The 15,732-nt window shown below is 33.1% G+C and carries 14 protein-coding genes, 1 tRNA gene, 2 rRNA genes and 1 other annotated feature; of the genes, 3 read left to right on the top strand and 14 right to left on the bottom strand.

The window, feature by feature from the left end; all coding sequences use genetic code 11:
- Positions 1 to 78 precede the first annotated feature (78 nt).
- The 11 genes from BMX60_RS00920 to BMX60_RS00875 form a co-directional block, all read right to left on the bottom strand.
- Entirely contained in the window at positions 79 to 1,734 is a 1,656-nt protein-coding gene (locus tag BMX60_RS00920; RefSeq protein ID WP_091348026.1) for a tetratricopeptide repeat protein, read from the bottom strand.
- Positions 1,735 to 2,154: 420 nt separating this feature from the next.
- Positions 2,155 to 3,432, bottom strand: a complete 1,278-nt coding sequence (locus tag BMX60_RS00915) for a bifunctional folylpolyglutamate synthase/dihydrofolate synthase (RefSeq protein ID WP_091348023.1) — start codon at positions 3,430 to 3,432, stop codon at positions 2,155 to 2,157.
- 2 nt (positions 3,433 to 3,434) lie between these two features.
- On the bottom strand, positions 3,435 to 6,068 hold the full coding sequence (locus BMX60_RS00910; protein WP_091348022.1) for a valine--tRNA ligase: 2,634 nt from the start codon (positions 6,066 to 6,068) through the stop codon (positions 3,435 to 3,437).
- A gap of 41 nt (positions 6,069 to 6,109) precedes the next feature.
- Positions 6,110 to 6,325 (bottom strand) — a binding site (T-box leader).
- Between the two features lie 77 nt (positions 6,326 to 6,402).
- Positions 6,403 to 7,551, bottom strand: coding sequence for an NAD(P)/FAD-dependent oxidoreductase (locus BMX60_RS00905; protein WP_091348019.1), 1,149 nt, complete (start codon positions 7,549 to 7,551; stop codon positions 6,403 to 6,405).
- Complete coding sequence (locus BMX60_RS00900; RefSeq protein WP_091348018.1) at positions 7,541 to 7,816, bottom strand: (2Fe-2S)-binding protein; 276 nt, start codon at positions 7,814 to 7,816, stop codon at positions 7,541 to 7,543. The genes BMX60_RS00905 and BMX60_RS00900 overlap by 11 nt, the downstream gene beginning before the upstream one ends.
- A gap of 6 nt (positions 7,817 to 7,822) precedes the next feature.
- Complete coding sequence (locus BMX60_RS00895; RefSeq protein ID WP_091348015.1) at positions 7,823 to 8,305, bottom strand: 4Fe-4S dicluster domain-containing protein; 483 nt, start codon at positions 8,303 to 8,305, stop codon at positions 7,823 to 7,825.
- Between the two features lies 1 nt (position 8,306).
- Complete coding sequence (locus BMX60_RS00890; protein ID WP_207648370.1) at positions 8,307 to 9,368, bottom strand: NAD(P)/FAD-dependent oxidoreductase; 1,062 nt, start codon at positions 9,366 to 9,368, stop codon at positions 8,307 to 8,309.
- The gene (locus BMX60_RS12170; protein ID WP_207648369.1) at positions 9,365 to 9,667 is read right to left on the bottom strand and encodes a (2Fe-2S)-binding protein; all 303 of its coding nucleotides are present in this window, start codon (positions 9,665 to 9,667) and stop codon (positions 9,365 to 9,367) included. The genes BMX60_RS00890 and BMX60_RS12170 overlap by 4 nt, the downstream gene beginning before the upstream one ends.
- A gap of 154 nt (positions 9,668 to 9,821) precedes the next feature.
- Positions 9,822 to 10,751: an HPr(Ser) kinase/phosphatase gene (gene hprK / locus BMX60_RS00885; protein ID WP_091348014.1), complete on the bottom strand. Its 930-nt coding sequence runs from the start codon at positions 10,749 to 10,751 to the stop codon at positions 9,822 to 9,824.
- Positions 10,752 to 10,769: 18 nt separating this feature from the next.
- Positions 10,770 to 11,453 carry a hypothetical protein gene (locus tag BMX60_RS00880; RefSeq protein WP_143055884.1) on the bottom strand — a complete coding sequence of 228 codons (684 nt, stop codon included), beginning with the start codon at positions 11,451 to 11,453 and terminating at the stop codon, positions 10,770 to 10,772.
- A 26-nt stretch (positions 11,454 to 11,479) separates the two neighbouring features.
- Positions 11,480 to 12,388, bottom strand: a complete 909-nt coding sequence (locus tag BMX60_RS00875; RefSeq protein WP_177159631.1) for a malate dehydrogenase — start codon at positions 12,386 to 12,388, stop codon at positions 11,480 to 11,482.
- 107 nt (positions 12,389 to 12,495) lie between these two features.
- Between BMX60_RS00875 and BMX60_RS00870 the strand changes: the two genes are divergently transcribed.
- From BMX60_RS00870 to BMX60_RS00860, 3 genes are all read left to right on the top strand, one after another.
- Entirely contained in the window at positions 12,496 to 13,497 is a 1,002-nt protein-coding gene (locus BMX60_RS00870; protein WP_091348007.1) for an ABC transporter substrate-binding protein, read from the top strand.
- A 173-nt stretch (positions 13,498 to 13,670) separates the two neighbouring features.
- Complete coding sequence (locus BMX60_RS00865) at positions 13,671 to 14,435, top strand: ABC transporter ATP-binding protein (protein WP_091348006.1); 765 nt, start codon at positions 13,671 to 13,673, stop codon at positions 14,433 to 14,435.
- Positions 14,416 to 15,249, top strand: coding sequence for an ABC transporter permease (locus BMX60_RS00860; protein WP_091348003.1), 834 nt, complete (start codon positions 14,416 to 14,418; stop codon positions 15,247 to 15,249). The genes BMX60_RS00865 and BMX60_RS00860 overlap by 20 nt, the downstream gene beginning before the upstream one ends.
- Before the next feature lie 40 nt (positions 15,250 to 15,289).
- Here the strand turns inward: BMX60_RS00860 and BMX60_RS00855 are convergent.
- The 3 genes from BMX60_RS00855 to BMX60_RS00845 form a co-directional block, all read right to left on the bottom strand.
- A tRNA-Asn gene (locus BMX60_RS00855) sits at positions 15,290 to 15,366 on the bottom strand.
- A 3-nt stretch (positions 15,367 to 15,369) separates the two neighbouring features.
- Positions 15,370 to 15,484, bottom strand: a 5S ribosomal RNA gene (gene rrf, locus BMX60_RS00850).
- A 33-nt stretch (positions 15,485 to 15,517) separates the two neighbouring features.
- Positions 15,518 to 15,732: ribosomal RNA gene (locus BMX60_RS00845) — 23S ribosomal RNA — on the bottom strand; the annotation flags it as partial.

Genomic DNA, 15,732 nt, shown 5'->3' with positions numbered 1-15,732 from the left:
TCAATATTAATTATAACATAAATTTCGTAATACGAAATAGTTGTTTTAAAAAAAAATTTAACCTAATATAGAATTAGGTTAAATTTCATATAATATTTTTTTAATTTTTAACATTTTTTCCTTTATACTTCTTTCTTTAAGGTTAATATTTTGGATAATTTCCTGATCTCCTTTTATGCAACCAACCTCAGATACTACCAATGCTACTAAAGCCTTTACCCAAGTATCAATATTTCTTATTATCGGTTTCTCTTTTAAAATATAATCATTCCAAATAGCTTGAACTGAATAAATAAACACTAATTCATTTTTTACTTCTATTTGTTTTATAGCTTTTTGTAATACTAATCTTTGAGGTTCTGTCCATTCCCTTTGATTTTCATAAATATCCTTTCTCCAAAACTCACAAGAAGAGAAACTGTAAGTTAAATTAAGTATTTTTTGAAAAGCGTAATTTCTTAGATGATAGTTTTGTTGAATGTCATAACAAAAATCAACTACTGCAGCTAAGTATTTACCATCTTTTAAACTTAGCATTAAGTTAATCAAAGGTTCTTTTAAACAATTATCACCTTTATTTAAAACCCAAATCATAGAATCCAATAATGAATAATCTTCCCGATATTGATTTACTTCTTCCTTTAAATCAGAAGAAGAAAGTATCTTTACTATTTCAAGAAGGGAGTTATAAGGAACTTTTATTTGATAAGAAAGTCTACTAAATTCTTTTTCTTTTGCAATAATCTTATCAATTAAGTTAGTATAATAAGATGTAAAAGGATTACCAGGTTCAATTTCCTTTAATCTAATCCATTTTCCTTTAGATAGTTTAAATTTTTTCCTATTAAAATCAGCTATAGCTCCGTAATATAATGCTTTAAAATTATAAGGTTCTTCTTGGAGGATTAAATGTAAATAGGAAGCTGCTATTGAGTCTTTTCCTAAATTTCCATAAGTTACCGCTAATTTAATTAGTTCTTCAGTATTTAAATTTTCTATATCTATAGTTGCTAATTGTTTTACCATGGCTCTGAGATTTACTTCATCATTTGCTTCTTTATAAAAAGCAATTATATTACATAAAGAATAAATGTTAGTAGGATCAATAGATAAAGCTAATTTAGATTCAGCAATTGCCTTTTGTAAACTACCTTGATAATAATATGTTAATGCTAAATTATTGATAGGTGCTGTTACTTTAGAATTTATTTTCTTTGCTTCTTCAAATAACTTCTCCCCTTTATCATATTCCCCTCTTTCTACTAACTCGATACCCTTTGAACATAGCTCTTCTATTTTTTGTAAATCTCTTTTATCTATGAAATCCAAGGTAAAATCAGCGCTTTTAAAGGCACCTAATATATCCCTTGCTTGTTGGGAATGTTCACCTTCAGGACACAATTGTAAATATTTTTCAAGACACATTTTAGATTTTTGGTACTTTTGCAGTTGACCATAGTTAATCCCCATATAAAACCAACACTCAGCAAACTCAGGGTTCATTTTTAAAGTTTGACGAAATATTTTATTTGATTCATGAAATTCCCCTATTTCCCCTAATAATGAAGCTACATTGAAATAGTTAATACTATTATCTGGCTCTATAACCATTGCCCTTTTATAATATTCTAAGGCTTTATCTATGTCATTTTTTAAATAATATTTATTCGCTTTAGCAAAATAAAGATCTGCTCCTTTTGAAATAGAAATAACATTAGATGTTTTCTTAGACATTTTGCCACCACCTTTAAAGCTTCCTTTAAGCTTACAATTAAGTATATTGTACAAAAAAAAGTAGATTATAACAAGAAATAATTATATCATCCTTTGTTTTTTATAGGCAAGGGTTTTCTAAAAAAAACAGACAAAGTCATCATAGAACTTTGTCTCAGACTGAAGACAAACTATAGACAAAGTCATCATCAGCTGTGGTAATTAAACAAAGATACGATTAAGTCGAGGAGATAGATTTAAGAGCTGATTAGATAAAAGGAAGAAGGGGTGAGGAACAAGACGTTCCGAAAGCTCTATTGAGCCATGGACGGCGAATTAGAGCGGTACCCTTCTTCCTTTTAGATAGAAGCCTTAAATCTCGACGGAGACTTTGTTAGAATGTTTAATTACCACAGCCTTTAAAAAGACTTTATCTCTGTTTTAATCTAACTCTTTTCTAAATAAGTAATTTCTTATTGGCCCTACTGTGTTAAAGGAACCACATACACAGATTATTTTATTAGTAACTTTAAAAGCCTCATTAAACGCTACTAATAAATCATTATTTTTACCTATTATCTCTAAATCAAATTTTTTTACTATTTTTTCTAACTCAGTTGCATCCATTCCCCTATCACCAATAGGTTTAGTAAGGTATAATTTAACCTTTAATGACTTTAAGTGTCTTAACATTGAAGATATATCTTTATCTTTGAAAATACCTAAAACCATAGTTATATGATCCTTTGGAAAGTAATTTAGCAGATTGTCTTTTAAAGCTTCCATACTATTAGGGTTATGGGCAACATCTAAAATAATCTTTTTACCTTCTAATGTTATTATTTCAAACCTACCTGGCCACTTGGTATTCCTTAATCCTTCTTTTACTGAATTGGTATAGATAGGAATATTTAATTCCCTTAGGATTTGAATGGCCTTTAATACTATTTTAAGATTATTTATTTGGTGTTTACCTAGTAAAGATAAAATAAACTTTTCCCCTTCAAACAGAAAAACTTGTCCTTCTACTGTATCATCCAGCAGTTGAATTTCAACTTCTTCAGCTAAGTTTATCTGTGCATTTTTTCCCTTTGCTATAGCTGCTATGACATTTTTAGCTTTCTCATCCATAATACCAAGGCATAAAGGAATACCTTCTTTAATTATTCCTGCCTTTTCAAAGGCTATTTGTTCCACAGTATCCCCTAAAATTTCAGTATGATCTAAATCAATATTTGTAATAATGGAAAGGATTGGAATAACTACATTAGTTGCATCAAACCTTCCCCCTAAACCTACTTCTAATACTACATAATCCACTTTCTGCTCTTTAAAATACAGAAAAGCTAAAGCTGTAACTACTTCAAATTCCGTAGGATACCCTAATGGATGGTTGTGGAAATGTTTAAGGGTTTCTTTAAACAGAGGATAGTATTTGTTTAAGTCCTCATCACTTATTTCCTGACCATTGATAGTAATTCTCTCATTAAATTTGTATAAGGCAGGGGAAATATAGACCCCCACCTTATAACCTTGTTTTTGTAATATTGATGCTAACATGTGGCAAGTTGAACCTTTACCGTTGGTTCCACCAACATGAATAAACTTAAGATTACTTTGTGGATTTCCTAACATCTCACATAAAAGCTGCATCCTCTTACAGCCTTCACTATTCATCCCAAATTTTCCTAAGGATTGAATTAAGTTTAACATTTTCATACTTATTCTTTTAACTCCTGCAATCTTTCAATTATTTTACTTCTTTTCCTCATATATTCTTCCATTTTTGCCTTTTCTTTTTCAATAACAGCTTGGGGAGCTTTTTGGACAAAACCAGGATTCTCTAATTTTTTCTGAATTCTTTCTACTTCAAAGTCTAGATTTTTGATTTCTTTGTTTAAACGCTGAATTTCCTGCTCTAAATCTATTAACCCTGATAATGGTAAGAATATTTCTCCCGCTGATACCACCTGAGTAACAGCTTTTTGAATTTTTTCTTCTTGTCTTTCCTTAACAATAAGGGTCTTAAGGCCAGCTAAAGGCTTAATATAGATTTCACCATCTACTATTTCCTTATAAACCCCTTTATCCTTTGTTACAATTATAGCTTCTACATCTTTCTTAGAAGCAACATTCATTTCACTCTTAACATTCCTGATTGCTTTAATGATTTCCATAATATAAGAGAATTGCCTTTCTATTTCAGGGTTAATTAATCTCTCATCAACTTCCGGCCATTGTTCTGTTATTAAATAGCCTTTTTTTGTAGGTAAAAAGCTGTATATTTCTTCTGAAATAAAGGGCATGAAAGGATGTAATAATTTCATAGTTTCCGTTAAAACATAGACCAAAACAGATTGGGCTGTTTTTTTATCTTTAATATTATTTCCATATAGTCTAGGTTTTGTTATTTCTATATACCAATCACAAAACTCATTCCATAGAAAATCATAAACTTCTTTAGCTCCATTACCTAACTCAAATCTTTCTAATTCTTTATTTACATTTTGAATAGTTGTATTTAATCTACTTAAAATCCACTTATCAGCTAAAACCAAATTTGATTGGATATCCAAATCTTCTACATTAAAATCCTGTAAATTCATCAAAACAAACCTAGCTGCATTCCAAATTTTATTTGCAAAGTTTCTACTATTTTCTACTTTATCTTCACTAAAGCGAATATCATTTCCTGGGGCTATCCCGGTAATCAATGTAAACCTTAGGGTATCTGTACCATATTTATCGATTATATCTAATGGATCAACACCATTTCCTAAAGACTTACTCATTTTTCGCCCTTGGGCATCCCTTACTAAACCATGGATATAGACATACTCAAAAGGTCTTTGTTTAGTAAATTCTAAGGAAGTAAATATCATTCGAGCAACCCAAAAATATATGATATCATAACCTGTAACTAAAACAGATGTAGGGAAATAACGTTGAAAATCAGGGGTGTTTTCCGGCCATCCTAAAGTTGAGAAAGGCCAAAGGGCTGAGCTAAACCATGTATCTAATACATCTTCATCTTGTTTTAAGTTTGATCCACCACATTTACCACAAAGGGTAAGAGTTTCTCGCTCAACAATTACCTCTCCACATTCACAATACCAAGCTGGTATCCTATGTCCCCACCAGATTTGTCTAGATATACACCAATCTCTGACATTTTCTACCCAATTTAAATATATTTTAGCAAACCTTTCAGGTATAAATTTTATTTCCCCAGATTTAACTTTTTCAATGGCAGGCTGAGCTAATGGTTTCATTTTAACAAACCACTGATCTGAATAATAGGGTTCTATAACAGTAGAGCAACGTTCACAATGTCCAACACTATGAAGATGGTCTTCTACCTTTATTAAATATCCTAAATCCTCTAATTCTTTTATCAATTCCTTACGGCATTGGAAACGATCCATACCTTGATAATGTAAAGCTTCTCCTGTCATTATTCCTCTTTCATCAATTACTACAATTGAAGGCAAATCATGTCTTTTAGCAATTTCATAATCATTGGGGTCATGGGCTGGTGTTACCTTTACAGCACCAGTACCAAATTCAGCATCTACATATTCATCGGCTACTATTGGTACTATTCTATTAGTAATTGGCAAAATTACATTTTTTCCAATTAAATCCCTATATCTCTCATCTTTAGGATTTACTGCCACAGCAGTATCACCCAACATGGTTTCCGGTCTAGTTGTTGCAACTACTAAGTATTGATCACTATTCTCAACGGGATATTTTATATGCCATAAATTACCTTGCTTTTCGATATGTTCAACTTCTATATCAGATAAAGCTGTTTGACAGCGGGGACACCAATTAATAATGTACTTACCTCTATAGATTAATCCCCTCTTATATAGCTCAACAAACACTGTTTTAACAGCTTCAGAACACCCTTCATCTAGAGTAAATCTCTCCCTTGACCAATCACAAGAGACTCCTAGTTTTTTTAGTTGGGAAGTAATCCTTTGATGATATTCTTCTTTCCATTTCCACACTAAATCTAAAAACTTTTCCCTACCCAAATCATGTCTTGTTTTATCTTGTTCCTTTTTTAGGTGTTCCTCTACCTTAATTTGTGTAGCTATCCCTGCATGATCTGTACCTGGTACCCATAAAGTATCATAACCTTGCATCCTTTTCCAACGAATTAGGATATCTTGTAATGTATTATCTAGGGCATGACCCATGTGTAGAGCACCAGTTACATTTGGTGGTGGAATTACGATAGTGAAACTTTCTTTAGTTTTGTCTCCAGATGGCTTAAAAAGCCCTTGTTCTGACCAAATATTATACCATTTTTCTTCAAAAGATTTAGGGTCATATACTTTTTCCATGAATATTCCTCCTTTAATCAAATAAATAAACCCTTCCATCCAGTTAGGACGAAAGGGTAAAATTCCGCGGTACCACCTAAATTCCGAATTAAATAAATTCGGCACTCGATATTATAACGGACATACCGGCTTACCCTACTATAATTCAGATAAGCAGCTTGTAGGCGACTTTCAGTATCCTTTCTAGGGGAAATTTCCACCAGCCTTTCCCTCTCTGGACTAGAGTAATACTTACTCCTCCTACTCATAGCTTTTAAAATATTTATTTTTTACCAGGTATTATACCTAAAATCACATTAAAAGTCAATCTATCCCTCTAGATTGTGTTAAATAATTATACTACAGATGGTTCTCTAATCAGTTTACCTTCTTTAAACCGTTTGAGATTTAATACTTTAATATCGATATCTAATGGTTGATCTGTAATCATTTTAGCTGTTAACTTCCCTACCGCTGGTGCTATCATAAAGCCATGACCACTAAATCCATTAGCTAAATAAAAATTTTCTACTTCTTCAGTATTCCCTAGGATTGGTTGGGCATCTGGAGTCATATTATATAATCCTGCCCATTGTCTTAACACTTTAATATTTTTCAAAACAGGGAGAACTGGAATTATTTTTTCAGCCATTTCCTCTAAAAAATTAGCAGTAGAAGATATATCAGTTCCCTTCAACTCATTAGGGTCACCAAAACCCATTATAAAACTGCCATGGGGGACTTGTTGACAGTAAAAACCATATTCTAAAGAGATTACCATGGGGTCTTGTATTTGCTTTACCGGTTGAGTTACAAGAATTTGATGCCTTTCAGAATATACAGGAAGTTCAATACCTACCATTTTAGCTATAAACTGGGCATAAGGGCCAGCAGCATTTATTAGGTAATTAGTTTTAATCTTTCCTTTTGTAGTAATCACAGATGTCACTCTTCCATTTATTACCTCAACATCAACTACTTCTGTATACTTATAAATTTGAACTCCCAACCTTTCGGCTCCAATGGCATATACTAAGTTAGCGAGAAAAGGATTTATATGACCATCCTTAGGACAATATGTAGCAGCTAATAAGCCATCTGTATTTAAATGGGGTACGATTTCTTTAGCTTCTTGAGGAGATAGTAACTGAACATCAATGCCTAAAGACCTTTGTAAAGCTATATTTTTTTTATATTGCTCCACTACCTTTTCACTATAGGCTAACATTAAATAACCTTTTTGTTTAAACTGGATATCAAATTCCGTTGGTATTTCTTCATGTAATCTTTCAAATTCTTTAATACTATCTTTAGCTAAAAGGCAATTCATTTCAAGGCCCCATTGATGTCTTACACCGGCTCCACAACGTCCTGTTGATCCTGCCGCCGGATATTCTTTTTCAATAATTACTATATCTTCTACTCCATACTTAGCTAAGTAATAACCTATCGAACAACCTATTATCCCTCCGCCTATAATCACCACATTAGCCTTATTTTTCATCTTTAAATCCTCCAAAAACTCCTAAAAATACCGGTTTACAAGGTGGCCGTAATTTATGTTGCTTAATTTCTTCTATTTCTTTTCCAGTCTCTTTACTCAACAAATTTTGTAGAATCCCTTGACAAGTCCTGCCTTGACAAGAACCCATACCACATCTAGTAATTCTTTTAATTTCTTCCGGTGTATCGATTCCCATTTTCAAAAGATTTCTGATCTCTCCTACAGTGACATCTTCACATCTACAAATAATGATATTTTCATCCATAAAATATCACTCCTCTACTTTAATAAAGCGTATAATATTTTCTTTTCCTTTCTCCACCTCTAAAGTTATCACTGCCGTTCGATCTAATTTACTATTATTTCTTATTTTTATAACTTTACATTTTGTAACAGGTTCTCCCCTTCTATCTAAACCTATAACCAGCTCTCCCTCTTTAGGTAAAGGTAAAAATTCATAAGGTATTGTCACTTTACCTTTATCCCCTTTTTGTTCTACAACAAAAATTGCTAATCCAGGACAAGCACCTACACAATTAGTACAACCATTACAAATATCATGGTTAACAACGGGTATTTTATTAATATCCTCCCCTATTTTCACTGCTCCTTTGGGACATGAGCTTTCACAAGGATTACACGGAATTTCTTGAAAACATTCAAATATCGCCACTGGACCTTGTTTTATTCGCTCTTCTGAAGGAAAAACTTTTTTAAGTTCTTCATCTGTTGGTATGCCAGTTTTTTTCAACATTTTAAATCCCCCCTAACTTCCTTAATCCCCTTCGTATTTTTTCTCCAACTTCCCCTTTCCTCAAAATTTCTAAACTATTTAAGGTTTTATCAATTTCTTGTTCTAACCCTAAACAACCTAAATTCCTAGATAAAGCTAACCCAGCCAATTTGCCTTCTACCATAGCAGAACTAGCTTCTTCCACTCCACAAACATCTCCGGCAACAAAAAGGTTTTCCACCGTTGTTTCTAAAAATTTATTCCGTTTTGGTACATATCCTCCTAACTCAGGTATCAATACCATTTCACAACCCCTATGCCAAAGAAGGTCATTGACAGGAGATAAACCTACTGAAAGACAAATGGTATCAACTTCAATTTTTCTATTAGAACCTTTAACTATATTCCAGTTTTTATCAAGCTCAGCTATTTCAGCTTCCTCTACTTTATCCAAACCATATGCAGCAACTATAGTATGACTTGTAAGTATTGGCACCCCTGCCCTTGCTATTTTTGAGGCATGAACTAAATAACCACCTATTTGAGGAGCAGCATCTAAAACCGCTACTACTTCTACTCCAGCCTGTAATAATTGATAAGAAACAATTAACCCTATATTACCTGCCCCAACCATCAATACTTTTTTACCAGGTAAAATCCCTTCACTGTTCATTAATGTTTGAACTGCTCCTGCACCGTAAACACCAGGTAAATCATTACCTATAAATGGTAAAAACTTTTCTTGAGCCCCTGTAGCTACTACTATTCCCTTTACTTTAACTTTTGTATAAAATTTATCTTCTGTAACTATTGTAGCAACTTGATCATTATATAAGCCCACTACTGTACTTTTTAATAATACTTCTACTTTTTCAAGGGAAAATTTACCCGGAATATCAATACCTCTATATCCTGCAAAATGTTCTTTAGAACCAAAAAATTTGTGGGTTTGTTTTAAAAGTTGTCCCCCTAACCTATGACCTTCATCTACCAATAGAACTGTAAATCCATTATCACTCAAAGTTTGAGCAGCATTAATCCCTGCAGGACCTCCACCAATTACCAAAACATCTAACTCTTTCATTTAAATTCACTCCCTAAAGTACTTTCTACCACCATATCTTGTTCAGCCTTTGTAACACAGATGGGGACATTTTCTATTCCATTTACAGTCATTAAACATGATGAACATTTACCAATAGCGCAAAAAAGCCCTCTAAACCTATTATGTTTCTTACTTTTATTTAAAGCTTTAACTCCAGCTGCATGTAAAGCTGCCATGATGGTCTCTCCTTCATATGCCTCTATAAGGGAACCATTGTAGAAAAAAGTAATTTTCCCCCTCCTTTGAAAATTTATTATGGGATGGTTTTCGATCCTCATAAAATCCCTCCTTCTATTAAAGTAACCGGGAAATTTTTCAATCATTAAAATTATATTGAATAGTTTATATTTTCTATGAATATTTTTTATTTCCTGCAAAAATTAAAAAAAATCTTCCTTTTCAGAAATGAAAGGAAGATTTTTTGTTTCTTTTTTATAGTTCTCCATTACCTTTTAGATGGGTTAATAATCTCTTATTAAATTCCTCTGGTGTATTGTTACCCATTTTGAGTGATCGGTGGTTCATTGCAGCAACTTCCATGATAATAGCTAAATTCCTACCAGGTGCTACAGGTATTTCAATAAGGGGAATATCTACACCTAAAATTTCATAATACTTGTTATCTAGACCTAGTCTTTCATAAGCTTTATCTTGTTGCCATGCTTCTAACCTAACAACAATATCAATTTCCTTATGTCCCCTTACGGAACCCATACCAAAAAGTTTAACTACATCAATTAAACCTACTCCTCTAATTTCCAATAAATGCTTTAAAATCTCTGGAGCTGTGCCAATAATTGAATCTTTTGCAACTTTCTTTAACTCAACGGCATCATCAGATACCAAACGATGTCCCCTTTTGACTAATTCTAGGGCTGTTTCACTCTTTCCTATACCACTTTCTCCTAGAATTAACACACCTACTCCATAGATATCAACTAATACTCCATGGATTGTTTTAGTAGGTGCAAGTAAGTTATCCAATAAATTTGTTAAAACACTTATAAACTGAGTAGTATCCCGATCAACACCTAAAATGGGAATTTTTTTTGACTTAGCCACCTCTAGTAAAGACTTTGGTGGTGGAAAACTTCTAGATAATATAACACAAGGTATAGGATCAACCAATAGCTTATTAGCTCTATAAACTTGAGTTTTTTCATCTAGGGAATCATAAAAAGATAATTCAGTTTTTCCTAATACCTGGATCCTTTCTGTAGGATAATAATCAAAATAACCAGCTAAAACAAGGCCAGGTCGACTAATATCTTTCACTCCTATAACCCGGTCTAAATATTCTTCTCCATGAAAAATTACTAAGTCTAACTCTTTTACTATATCAGCGACGGTGATTTTCCTCATTTATTACACCTCTTCTCCCTATTGTGGCGGTATAATGTCTGTTTCTACATTGTAATTAGTTATTATTATTTCAGTAACTAAAGAAAATTGCCCGGAAAGCTCAGTTACAAAAAGATCAATTTTACTTAAGGTCCCTTTCTTTTCATTTATATATAACGACATTTCCACCAAATACTCATTAGTGTCTTCTAAAGATTCTAGATGAAGGTTTTTAAGAAAATCTATTACCCCTTCTTCCTTAAGGGTACCAGATAAAATTATTTGCCTTTTTCTAGAAACCCTAACTTTGTTCTCTAAAAAACTAAAATCTCCATATTTAGTATAGTTTAAAAGGGTTAATGGCGTTGATAAAAAAGATTTTAGCTCTGGGACCCCAGCTTCTTTAATGTCAACCCATTGATTCTCTTGATTTTTAATATATATTTTATCTTGATTTTCATATAATTCCAAGCGGTACCCCGCTGTATTACCGAGATAATATGTTTGCCCCTCTGGATTAAACTGAACTCCTTTCAAATTTACTGTAGCAATTTTATCATTAAGAATAATTGTACTATTTAACAAAAACACTATATTTTCCTTACCTTTTAAGAAATCAATAGTTCCATCTATTAACTGTTCTGGCTGTTGAGATTTAACATTAGAAGTGCAACCACTGGTTAACAATATCAATAAAATTAGTAAAAAATTAGTTACCTTCATACTTAATACTCCCTTACTTTTTACCATTAAATCCCTAACTCCTTTATCATTGAATGTATGGCAAATACTGAATTGGCTAATTCCTGTTGTTGTTTAGGAGTTAAATTCAAATCAATAGTTCTAATAACCCCTGTTTTACCGATTACTGTAGGGAGACTGAAGGGAACTTCTTTACCTTCAAATTGTTGTACTAAAGAAACTGGTAGTATTTTATTGGTATCAAAAATTATAGCTTCTAATACCTGACATACCGCAATAGCAACAGCATAATAAGTTCCACCCTTTAAAGCTATGACCTGAGCTCCCCCGTATCTAGTATTATGTAAAATATCTTTCATTACCCCTTCATCTAATGTTTTATACTGAGATAATGGTAAACCATTGATAGTAATACTGTTTTCTAAGATTACCATAGAATCCCCATGTTCCCCAATAATCATCGCATCAATATTTTGGGGATGGATATTTAGTTCTTTACCAAGTAATGACCTAAAACGGAGTTGATCCAGTACATTACCTAAACCAATTACTCTCCTCTCATTTCCAAATACCCTTTGTACTACATAAGTCATAATATCCACAGGGTTTGAAACTACCAAAATCACCGCTTCTGGGGAGTAATATAATACCTTTTCAGCAATTTCCTTAATAATATCTATATTTTTTGCAGCCAATTGTAGCCTAGTTTCTCCTGGCTTCCGAGGAATTCCAGCAGTGATAATAACGAAATCTGAATGGGAAATCAACGAAAAATCTCCTGAAGAAATTTTTACATTAGCTACTTCGGCACTTCCGTGTAATAAGTCTAATTCTTCTCCTTTTGCCCTATCCTTATCTACATCAACTAAAACAATTTCCCTTGCTAACCCCTTTAACAATAAAGCATATGCAGTTGTTGAACCTACTCTCCCACACCCTATAATTGAGATTTTCAAAACAAAACACCTCCAATAAATAATAATACCCTCTAGTTAAGATATATGTCACAAAAAAAATTCAAGGCAATATAATGGACTAGAATAAAGTATAAGGAGGTAAGATTATGAAGAAATTTGTGTCCATTCTCATAATAATTATTATATCATCCCTATTATTTGTTGGTTGTAAACCTAAAGAAGAAACTTTACCAAAGGTAAGGGTTTCAGAAGTAATTCACTCGATTTTCTATGCCCCACAATATGTAGCTTTACATTTAGGATTTTTTGAAGAAGAAGGTTTAGATGTTGAGCTGGCAGTGGCCTGGGGAGCAGATAGAGGTGCTGCTGCTTTATTATCTAACAGTGCTGATATTGCTTTATTTGGCCCAGAGGCGGCTTTATACATCGCAAGGGAACAGTCAGATACAAAACTTATTGCCTTTGCCCAGTTGACTAAAAGGGATGGTTCTTTCTTTATCGCCAGAGAACCAATGCCTGACTTTAAATGGGAAGATGTAAAGGGGAAAGTAATAATTGGTGGAAGACCAGGTGGAGTTCCTCAAATGGTACAAGAGTATGTATTATACCACAATGGTGTAATTCCCCATGTTGATGTAGAAATTATTCAAAACATCGACTTAGCAGCTACAGCTGTAGCTTTCAGTAATGGTATTGGAGACTTTTTACAGGTATTTGAACCAGGTGCTTCTATGTTAGAAAAACAAGGTGTAGGCTATGTAGTAGCATCCTTTGGAGAAGCTGGTGGAGAAATTCCCTATACTGTTTATCACGCCACTGAAAAATATATAAATGAAAATCCTGAAATAATTCAAAAATTTACTAACGCCATTTATCGAGCTCAAATTTGGGTTGATAAGCATAGTGCTAGGGAAATAGCGGAAGCTATCCGTCCATCTTTTCAAGAAACTGATTTTGAATTATTAGTAAGTGCAGTAGAACGTTATAAAAATGGAGATACTTGGAGTAAAGATCCTTTATTAAGGCCAGAAGCATTAGATCGCTTACAAGAAATTGCCATTTTTAATGGTCAATTAACTGAAAAAATACCCTATGAAAAAGTTGTAAGAACTGATTTTGCCAATGAAGCTATTAAAAACATTAGATAAGTAAATTATATCATATATTTTAAAAAATTAAACTAAAGAACCTTCCATATTTTTTTAAAATAAACATTTTTCACAGTATCTATTATCTTTACAATAGATACTGTATTTCTTTTTATGCACCCTATTAAACTTTTATCATAGAATATTTATATAGAAAAAAAGGAGGGTTTAATATGAATAAAGAAAAACCCCTTATCCAACTTAGAGATCTTTCCGTAACTTTTATGACTAAGTCTGGTGGTACAGATGCTATAAAAAATATTAATTTAGAGATTAAGGAAGGAGAGTTTATTTCCATTGTGGGTCCATCTGGTTGTGGAAAATCTACCCTCCTATCCGTCATTGCTGGCCTTATTCTTCCTACAACGGGAACATTTATCAAAAATTTTCAAACTGCTGGTTACATGTTTCAACAAGACTTCCTCCTTCCTTGGAGAACAATTAAAGCCAATGCTTTGTTAGGTCTTGAGGTAAAGAATATAAAAACTAAGGAAAAAGTAGAACTTGCATTAGAATTATTAGAAGGGTTAGGTTTAAAAGATTTCTTAAATTATTACCCTAATCAATTATCAGGAGGTATGAGACAAAGGGTTGCCTTAGCCAGAACTTTAGTTTTAGAGCCAGATGTTTTACTCCTAGATGAGCCTTTCTCTGCTTTAGATTATCAAACTCGATTAAATACCCAACAAGAAATTAGTTTAACGTTAAGAAAAAGAAATAAAACGGTTATTTTAGTTACCCACGATATTTCCGAGGCAATATCTATGAGTGATAGGGTTGTTATTTTATCCAAAAGGCCAGGAACAATCTTGAAAGATATAGTTCTCCAACTAGAATCCGATGATAAAGATCCATTTAGCCGTAGGAAAGCACCTAGCTTTGGTAAGTATTTTAATCTCATCTGGGAGGTACTAAATCATGAAATTACTACAAATTAAAAAAATAATTATAAGGAAAGCTGAAAGTGAAGCTCATAGAGAGTATTTGTTTCAAATTAAATTAGAGGCTCTATTAGTATTATTTGCCCAATTAGTATTATTAGTCTCCTTCATTTTCTTATGGGAGTTGGCAGCACAAAGGGGATATATCAATACTTTTTTGACAAGTCATCCTTCTAAGGTATACCAAACTATCATGCAACTTTATCATAGTGGTCAGCTTTTTTATCACTTAAGGGTAACTGGAGTGGAAACAGGATTAAGCTTCATATTAGGAACAATCATTGGTACTTTTATTGCTATACTTTTATGGTGGTGGAAATTTTTAAGCAGAGTATTAGATCCATATTTAATTGTATTAAACAGTTTACCTAAAGTAGCCCTTGGTCCTTTATTTATTATTGTTTTTGGTCTTGGTTTTAAAAGTATTATTGCCATGGCTTTATCCATCACAGTTATCACAACAACAATTGTTGTTTATTCTGGATTTTTAAATGTCGATAATAATTACCTAAAACTTGTAAAAACCTTTGGAGCCAGTAAATTAACTTCATTTATAAAAGTTGTGTTACCTGCAAGTATCCCTACTATTGCTTCTGCCTTAAGGGTAAATTTAGGCTTATCATGGGTAGGTGTTATCGTTGGTGAATTTTTAACTGGAAGGGCTGGTCTAGGTTATTTAGCTATTTATGGAGGGCAAACATATCAAATGAATTTAGTTATAACAAGTGTGATATTGTTAGCAATCTGCTCAGCTTTATCTTATCAACTACTGGTTTTTGTTGAAAATAAAATAAGGAATAGATTTAGTTAAAAAATAAAACCGTTCTTGCGAACGGTTAATTTTTTTAAAATGGCTCCCCAGGTAGGACTCGAACCTACGACCTACCGGTTAACAGCCGGTTGCTCTGACCAACTGAGCTACTGAGGAATGACCTAGCGACGACCTACTCTCCCAGGGGGTAACCCCAAGTACCATCGGCGCTGAGGAGCTTAACTCTGGTGTTCGGAATGGGAACCGGTGTATCCTCCTCGCTATTGTCACTAGATTAACAAAACACACAAAACTTAAAAGTGAGCTTTTGGTCAAGTCCTCGACCGATTAGTACTAGTCCGCTTAAGACATTACTGCCCTTACACTCCTAGCCTATCTACCAGGTATTCTTCCTGGGGTCTTACTTCCTTAACGGAATGGGAAGTCTTATCTTGAGGTGGGTTTCGCGCTTAGATGCTTTCAGCGCTTATCCCGTCCAAACTTGGCTACCCAGCACTGCCATTGGCATGACAACTGGTACAC

The sequence above is a fragment of the Anaerobranca gottschalkii DSM 13577 genome, from assembly GCF_900111575.1.
GTDB lineage: Bacteria > Bacillota > Proteinivoracia > Proteinivoracales > Proteinivoracaceae > Anaerobranca > Anaerobranca gottschalkii.
The sequence above is the reverse complement of the archived record's forward strand: the minus strand, read 5'-3'. Positions and strand labels throughout refer to the sequence as shown.

What these genes read in the sequence shown, in the direction of transcription:
- BMX60_RS00900 (WP_091348018.1), bottom strand. Translation starts at nt 7,816, where the DNA reads ATGGATGAAAATATCATTATTTGTAGATGTGAAGATGTCACTGTAGGA.
- BMX60_RS00860 (WP_091348003.1), top strand. Translation starts at nt 14,416, where the DNA reads ATGAAATTACTACAAATTAAAAAAATAATTATAAGGAAAGCTGAAAGT.
- BMX60_RS00865 (WP_091348006.1), top strand. Translation starts at nt 13,671, where the DNA reads ATGAATAAAGAAAAACCCCTTATCCAACTTAGAGATCTTTCCGTAACT.
- BMX60_RS00905 (WP_091348019.1), bottom strand. Translation starts at nt 7,551, where the DNA reads ATGAAAAATAAGGCTAATGTGGTGATTATAGGCGGAGGGATAATAGGT.
- BMX60_RS12170 (WP_207648369.1), bottom strand. Translation starts at nt 9,667, where the DNA reads ATGAGGATCGAAAACCATCCCATAATAAATTTTCAAAGGAGGGGGAAA.
- BMX60_RS00895 (WP_091348015.1), bottom strand. Translation starts at nt 8,305, where the DNA reads ATGTTGAAAAAAACTGGCATACCAACAGATGAAGAACTTAAAAAAGTT.
- hprK (WP_091348014.1), bottom strand. Translation starts at nt 10,751, where the DNA reads ATGAGGAAAATCACCGTCGCTGATATAGTAAAAGAGTTAGACTTAGTA.
- BMX60_RS00910 (WP_091348022.1), bottom strand. Translation starts at nt 6,068, where the DNA reads ATGGAAAAAGTATATGACCCTAAATCTTTTGAAGAAAAATGGTATAAT.
- BMX60_RS00870 (WP_091348007.1), top strand. Translation starts at nt 12,496, where the DNA reads ATGAAGAAATTTGTGTCCATTCTCATAATAATTATTATATCATCCCTA.
- BMX60_RS00880 (WP_143055884.1), bottom strand. Translation starts at nt 11,453, where the DNA reads ATGAAGGTAACTAATTTTTTACTAATTTTATTGATATTGTTAACCAGT.
- BMX60_RS00890 (WP_207648370.1), bottom strand. Translation starts at nt 9,368, where the DNA reads ATGAAAGAGTTAGATGTTTTGGTAATTGGTGGAGGTCCTGCAGGGATT.
- BMX60_RS00920 (WP_091348026.1), bottom strand. Translation starts at nt 1,734, where the DNA reads ATGTCTAAGAAAACATCTAATGTTATTTCTATTTCAAAAGGAGCAGAT.
- BMX60_RS00915 (WP_091348023.1), bottom strand. Translation starts at nt 3,432, where the DNA reads ATGAAAATGTTAAACTTAATTCAATCCTTAGGAAAATTTGGGATGAAT.